The following is a 259-nucleotide window of genomic DNA, read 5'->3' as shown; positions in this document are numbered from 1 at the left end:
GGGTATCGCGGCATTCTGCAAGTCGACGGCTATGCGGCATACAACCGGCTGGCCCAGTCGGCCGGCGCCAATGACGGCGTGATCCTGGCAGCCTGCTTTGCCCACGTCCGACGCAAGTTCTACGAACTCCATGTCAATGGCAGTTCGGAACTGGCGACCGAGACCGTCAGCACCATGGCAAGGCTCTGGCAGATCGAGGATGAAGTTCGCGGGCAGGCTCCCGAGATGCGGGTCAGGGCTCGCCAGGAAAACTCCGCGA

At 62.9% G+C, this 259-nt stretch carries 1 protein-coding gene; it reads left to right on the top strand.

Annotation, left to right across the window (positions count from 1 at the left end):
* The coding region (locus ACWGS9_RS35830; RefSeq protein WP_454509564.1) for an IS66 family transposase at positions 1–259 on the top strand (259 nt) is incomplete at both ends.

This window comes from Mesorhizobium sp. Arg314 (assembly GCF_053714275.1).
Note: the sequence above shows the minus strand (reverse complement) of the source record. Positions and strands in the feature narration are given on the sequence as shown.